The following is a 6,737-nucleotide window of genomic DNA, read 5'->3' as shown; positions in this document are numbered from 1 at the left end:
CTATCGGTTCGCACATCCGAAATGTGCGATTGTGAATAAAATAAAAAACAGAAAAAATTTATATAAGAAAATTACTGAAAAATGTATCAGAATCAAATTGTGAGGTGGAAAAATGATGAAGGTTAAGAAAAGAACACCCGTTGAAACTCGAGATGAGAGTGCCTTCCGTGAAGAGGTAAACGCAAACATCGCGATATATGAAACCGAGTTCGGCGAACTTCTTCGGGAACTTGATAGTTGTTGCAAAGACTACTCACCAGGGAGAGGGAAGGTAAAAAAAGGTATCGAACTGTTGAAGCGAGGATTTGAAATAGCCGGGTCGGACGAAATGAAAAAAGGTTTATTGGTGGAATATGCAGTCAAGTTGGGATTCATTGCCGAGGCTAACGAATTCTACGAGGAAAGTAAAGTTCTGTACGAAATGGCAAAAGAAAATTACACTTCAAAATCAGAGGTACCCGAAACCGTTATAACTAAATCCTATAAGAATGCCGCTGAGAAAGTAGCGGACAATTATCTCAACAAACTAAGGAATGATGAAATTGATGAAGAGGACGAAGTGGCCAGATACGTCTTTGACATATACCTTGAACTCAACAACGTTGAAAAAATTTATGAAATTTTGATAGGCAATAAATATTTTCCCAGGTCCTCTCTTACGGTTGACCAATTACAGAAAGCGGGCATTTTGCTGATCAATGATATGGAAAAGAACATAGGTGAATTCGCACTTAAGAAGGATTCATTTTTACGGGCTATGGCACGGATCACAGCTTTCAGTTCAGTAATGGGAGAAAACCCCTTTATTAAAAGAACAGACGAAACATACACCTTGACCGAGTTGGGAGAAGCGTTTAAAAATCTTTGGGACTCCATGTCTGAGGAAAAACAAAGAGACATCAAAGATGTGATCCAGACCCAAACCGAAGAGCCCAATGCTCACGGATATCAGCTCATGTGGGCCACCTTCTTCGATGAAGATGCACCTACGGCTGCGAGATTGTACACCCACAACGAAAAGAGAAGGAAAATAGAACAGGAAAGAATTGCTAGGTTAGAACAAACTAAAAGAAGAATTACCGAAATCGCACATTTAGATAGAATCTCGATAAATTTGGAAGATTTTATAAAAGGTGAGGAAGGATACGATGATCCTTCAACCATCCTATACGATCCAACGTCCGGAGACTACCTAAATCTCGATACATTAATTAATAATGCGAAAGATGAAGAATTAACCAAAAAAGAAAAAGAAGTTGCTTTGAGGATGTTAAACATTGTTAAGGATAGATACACAAAAATAGTACAGATATTTAGTGACGTATATCAACAGAACAAAAATCTTGATGCTGCCCTTATGGCAGCGAGAGAGGAAGCAAAAGAACTTAATGACATTCTTGTGGCGTACTTTGAATCAGATAATGTATTCGAATTTGTAAAAACTCTTAAGTAATTTCATAAGTACCTTTTCCCCATTTCTATCCGAACCTCTCCTTAGGGTATACCTTGTAATACGGAAACATCATCTTTTACCTATCAGAGTTTTTCTTATTACCCTTATTTTGATATATCCATTTCATTACATCCTCCACAAAAGAAATCGCACTTGTGTCTTCTTCTGTCAGATAATCGGAAAAAACCAGGTATCTTTCACACGCGAGTTTGCAATAGTCTTCCAACGTAGACGATTTAACATTGGGAGAATATCCATCATCTTCCTGCACAATTTTGCATTCATATTCAATCACTTTCAAATAGGTAAGGGCAAAGAATCTCTTTTCTTTAGGAGAGAACAGATCCCACAAGACATTGTAGATCCCATCTACAAAAGAGCTTGCCACAAAAATCCTGCATTCATCTTCCAGATCAGTCTTCGGATTCGGATTTACATGGTACTGCTTGTAGTACACATCAAGAGATTCTGGCAATTCTACCGGTTCTAGATGTTCTGATCTATAGAGCTCGTCTTCAACCAACTTGATGATAGCTCTAAAGATATCGAACCTATCCTTCTCTGAATCTGAATCGATGTATGCCCTGCATGCTAACTCAAATGCTTCTTTGTAGTTATAGGATGATAACATAATCATGTCGTACGCGTTCCCTCTATCAAGATCTATATCCAAAGAATCGATGGGTGGTATCCTTTCCAAAGAAAGGGTAATCGTACTAACAGAAGTATACAAAAAATCTTCAAGGGCTTGAAGGGCCCGTTGCTTCCGTAACCTTTGGGAATTCGACTCTATTTTTCTATGTGCTCTGAGGGTCTTATGAAACTTTTTCTTATTAACCCTTTGAAGAGAAGATTCCGTTCCCGAATACACAGTTTCCGCAATCGCTTTATCCTTCAGGTCGGATTTAGGAGACGGAGATTTACAACTAGGTGATAAGAGGGATAAACCGACCAAACCTATGGCCAGCGCTTTCTTGATTTTTTTCATAATATAATTGTGGTATTTTATGTTTATAAATGTTTACGTTTGACTTTTCCTCCTCCATCGCCCCTGAATCGAGTTATGTTGCCCTTATGCATCTTCAAAGATTTTTTTCAGTGCTCTTCTTCGCCGAGGACGAAATGTTCTACAAACGCGGCGTACGCGGGTCGCGATATCAGCACACCTAGGAGCGATCCCAAGATGGTTGAAGTAGCGAACCCTATCACCTCTGGCAACCCTGAGAACAGTAACAGAGGTAACATGGCTAAAATCGTCACGCCTGCAGACATGTTCACGATTGAAAACGCGTTCTCCAGTTTCTTCTTAACACTGTAATGACCCTTCTTCATCAATTCGTCTGTGATGACCACCTGAGCATCTACGGAAACACCGATGGAAGCGATGATACCTGCAAAGGCGCCGAGGTCGATAGTAAACAGACCGACCGCAGCAACCAGTATCGTTACATCGGCTATACTTGTTAACAGGATCGGTAGCACGAGTTTAAGGTTCCTGTACCTGAGTGCCACCACCGAAGCCACAGCCAACACGGCTATTATACCTCCTAAGATACTCCATTCCAGGAACTTCTGACCTAACGGTGCGGGAATACGTGTTTCAGAACCCAGAGATATCCTGACCGGAAGCGACCCGCCTTTCAACACAGACGCGATCCGTTTTCTCTCATATTCCGCGTTTTTAAGGATCTCATCAACCGTCTTACCTCTACCGTAACCTGTGATCACGGGACTGTAAACCGGGGTACCGAGCGTCATACCCTTTTTAAGTCGCGGTGCTGACACCAGACCTACAGCAGGCCATTCTTCGATAGTGTTGAAGGTTCCGCCCAACGCATACTTAGGTGTGATCTCATCAACCGGTTTCTCAACCACATTAAACCCTTTTGACCTGAGAAACTCTTTCACATCATCAGGCGCGTTCTCAGGCACGATAGCGGTTGTTGCGTTGTCCTTAGGTTGGAGGTCATCCTTGTACCCGTCAAAATCATCCAGGATGTACAACTGAATGTCGTCACCTTCGAGACGTAACGCATCGTTGGCTAACGTAATCGCTTCCTCTATGGATAGGTTGGAATTGTCCAGAAGTTGGTCACGGTAGATGAAAAGCGCGGCATCGGAAGGTCTATCAAGGAACATGTACACTGGGTAATCCGCTTTACCGTAAGCAACCTTAGCGAACCGCTGAGCACCCTCTTCATTGATGGTGAACCCTACCGCCCATCCCCCGGTTCCGAGATGCATCTGTGACGGAGATATATACACAATCGTACCGGGGAATATATCTTCACCTTTCAGAGCAACCTTACCGTCAACAACACCGATAAATTTACCCTGTTTCTCCAGTGTTTCTTTGGTCTGTTCAACGAGTTCTCTGTCGCTGCTCGGTATTTCAACAACCACCTCGTCGTTACCGCGCGCATACACTTTCACTTCCGTTAAACCGAACGAGTTGGCACGGACCTTGATGATGTTTATGACCTCCATCATGGTGTCAGGGTCAACGGGATGTTCCAGCAGTACCGGGATCCTGGTACCTCCTCTGAAATCGATACCCAACCTTACACCGTGGAATACCAGCACCCCCACGGCTAACACGAATACGGAGATGAGGAAGATGATCCGTTTATCACGTATCAGAAGTGCAAAACTCATTCCTATTCCACCTCGTCATTTCTTTCTCGATTCGAGATACCACAGAACCATCGGTGCGTTGAACATCCATGTTGCAATGAGGTCGCCTATCAAACCGCATACTGCAACACTCGCTATCTCGTAGTATGTGCTTATATTAGCAACGATACCGAGCACGAGCAAGACCACGAAGGCAACAAAATCCGTCGTGCTCATAGTCATACCTGTTCTCATCGCATCGTAAGCGCGTTCGCGCAAATCTCCGCGTTTGATCTTCAGCATCTTGATAGTGAGCATCATATCCGTATCCAAAGAAAACCCTAACATCATCAGAAGTGCTGCAAACGAAGACAACGTCAAAGGTATTCCGAACAATCCCATCGCACCTAACGCCATGATTATATCAAACAACGCGCCCGTTAACACGGCCACGCTCGGCGCGGGAACACGGAACACTGCAAACGTCAGGAGTATAACGAATATAAGAGATATTACAGTAACCTGAACAGCACGGTCTATGAACTTTGATGAAAGAGACGGTGACACCGTATCCACGCTTATCGAAGAATATCTCACATGATTCCTCAGCACTTCACCCAGTTTTTCTTCATAATCGTGTTTCAGTTTAAGATAGGCATTAGTGAACTCCTGTTTTACCAGGTTCAGGTTCGTTTCTCCGGACACGTTGGGAGATAGGTTGGTGTTCGGGGTATACGATGCAAGCGAGAACATCTGATTAACTATTTCATCGAGTTTGGCACGTTGTTGAACGTACTCGTGATACAATGTTTGATTCGTTTTATTTGTGATGAGATAGTTGGCATACAACCGTGACACGTTTTCAAAGTATACGTAGAATTCACCTTTCAATTCTTCAGCCTGCGAAAGTTTCGGATACTCATCAAGTTCTATCTCAACCGTTGTTCCGATCGATGATTCAACCAACTGAACCCTACGAACTTTTATTCCTGCTTCGGTAAGTTCCTTCTGCAACTGCACCGTGTCCACCGGTCCATCGGTTAACAGTGTGATCAGAGTTCCTCCACGAAACTCTATTCCCAACTGTATACGCGGTATAAGAAACAGGCTTATTATAACAAGGAATATCGGTACAACCATCAGTTTGCGATAATCACCTTTGTAGATGTTCGGAATCTCCATAGAAACCAACCGTTCGCTTTCGCATCTTTTAGGTCACACCTTCCTCCGAAACAGTCCGATAAAGGACGGTCAGGTAATCATTTTATCATCAAATACTTTTTAAAATGTATTCCTTCACCCGCACCGCCTTCACCCACACTTGTATTTGTGATTGTGGCAAAAATTATCTTTCTCATCCTTCCATAAATACTGCCCGACATGTTCATCTTCTTCAAGATAACCAACCTTCGCAACTTCCTTTCTCCCCACAGTCCATAACTCTGCGGATTATTTTTTTTTTAAGAATTATTCACAAAGGCGCATCGTATTTTGCGATTCGTAAATTAGTCAAACGTTTTATCCGGGCTCGGCACAGACATACTTGAATCTCGGCACTTCCTTACCGTCAACGACCACATGCTCTAAAAACATCTTCTTAGGTCTCACCCAGAGAGCGTTTTCACCGAACCTTTCATCGTAATACAATGCTCCGTAGACGACCAATTCTTCCAGTGTTTCGCTATGTCTCGCAACACCTATCACCTCGTACAATTTCCCTTTAAAATGTTTGTAGATCCCAGGTTTTACATTATCATCTTCTCTATCCCTCACCATGTTCATACAGTTCACCTCACCATAAAGTTCATACTTCGGACAACCTTTCTTTTACGAGATGTTTTATGTATTCAGATTTGTACCGAAATCCGGAATCTTTAGCCAACTGTCGGATCCCGCGGTCCACACCGCTACCGTACTGCGCGGCGAGTTTCTTTCTCCATACGATTTCTTTTGGTAACCCGATCCGTTCACATCCTACACGTAAGATGTATTTTTTGTATCCGTTCCTGATCTTAAGTTCGGGAGGGATCCGTAACGAGTAATCGATCAGCGGTCGGTATAAGAATGGGAAGTGTATCTCATGACCGTATTCCCTGGCGATTGCGCGATCACGTGCTAAGTCCCTATCCTCTATATCCGATAACCCTCTCCTACATTCCTCGTTAACATCTTCTGCAAGTTCATGTCTTTGGTATCCTGCAAACAACTCTTCGCTCCCCAACCCGGAAAAAAGATGTGACGGTTTCTCTATCCGTTCTGCTATGGCCAGTACACATATACCCACTCCTACCTTAATCACATTAACCCATTCTAAAATCTTTGATTCAGCGTTCCGCAGGTGTCCGAACCGGTTAACCCCTTCCTTTATCAAAATATCTACGGTTCTGATTACGTATCTCTCCAGGTCGTCGTATCGGATAACCGCTTCCTTATGCGGCACTCCGAGCATCTTGGCAGCACGTCTGGCAGGTTCCCTATCCTTTGCCGTAATATTACCATGCTCAACAACAGTTGTATATGTTACAAGATTAAAGGTATTATGAAATGTCTTCAACTCATCCGTTAACAGTTTAGTGATTAACACCGAATCGATTCCGCCTGAGAAGAGCACAATGTAGTTCAGGAAATAAGGTCCGTAAACATTCTTTCCTGTATTTAATATGATTTCCCG

The 6,737-nt window shown here is 42.9% G+C and carries 7 protein-coding genes; 1 reads left to right on the top strand and 6 read right to left on the bottom strand.

Features of this window, described 5'->3' with window-relative positions:
* Positions 1 to 112 precede the first annotated feature (112 nt).
* Entirely contained in the window at positions 113 to 1,453 is a 1,341-nt protein-coding gene (locus tag J7K41_00625; GenBank protein ID MCD6549206.1) for a hypothetical protein, read from the top strand.
* Between the two features lie 76 nt (positions 1,454 to 1,529).
* Here J7K41_00625 and J7K41_00620 read toward each other — a convergent pair whose 3' ends face one another.
* From J7K41_00620 to J7K41_00595, 6 genes are all read right to left on the bottom strand, one after another.
* A complete protein-coding gene (locus tag J7K41_00620; GenBank protein ID MCD6549205.1) occupies positions 1,530 to 2,441 on the bottom strand; it encodes a hypothetical protein in 912 nt (303 codons plus the stop codon).
* 107 nt (positions 2,442 to 2,548) lie between these two features.
* Entirely contained in the window at positions 2,549 to 4,108 is a 1,560-nt protein-coding gene (locus J7K41_00615) for a hypothetical protein (GenBank protein MCD6549204.1), read from the bottom strand.
* A 15-nt stretch (positions 4,109 to 4,123) separates the two neighbouring features.
* The gene (locus J7K41_00610; GenBank protein ID MCD6549203.1) at positions 4,124 to 5,248 is read right to left on the bottom strand and encodes a hypothetical protein; all 1,125 of its coding nucleotides are present in this window, start codon (positions 5,246 to 5,248) and stop codon (positions 4,124 to 4,126) included.
* Positions 5,249 to 5,325: 77 nt separating this feature from the next.
* Positions 5,326 to 5,463: a hypothetical protein gene (locus J7K41_00605; GenBank protein MCD6549202.1), complete on the bottom strand. Its 138-nt coding sequence runs from the start codon at positions 5,461 to 5,463 to the stop codon at positions 5,326 to 5,328.
* A gap of 121 nt (positions 5,464 to 5,584) precedes the next feature.
* A complete protein-coding gene (locus tag J7K41_00600) occupies positions 5,585 to 5,842 on the bottom strand; it encodes a DUF1653 domain-containing protein (GenBank protein ID MCD6549201.1) in 258 nt (85 codons plus the stop codon).
* Positions 5,843 to 5,870: 28 nt separating this feature from the next.
* Positions 5,871 to 6,737, bottom strand: an 867-nt coding sequence (locus tag J7K41_00595) for an asparagine synthase C-terminal domain-containing protein (protein MCD6549200.1), incomplete at its 5' end; no start/stop codon positions are given.

The organism is Candidatus Micrarchaeota archaeon, from assembly GCA_021163225.1.
Taxonomy (GTDB): Archaea; Micrarchaeota; Micrarchaeia; order Anstonellales; family JAGGXE01; genus JAGGXE01.
This window is presented reverse-complemented; position numbering and strand designations above follow the sequence as displayed.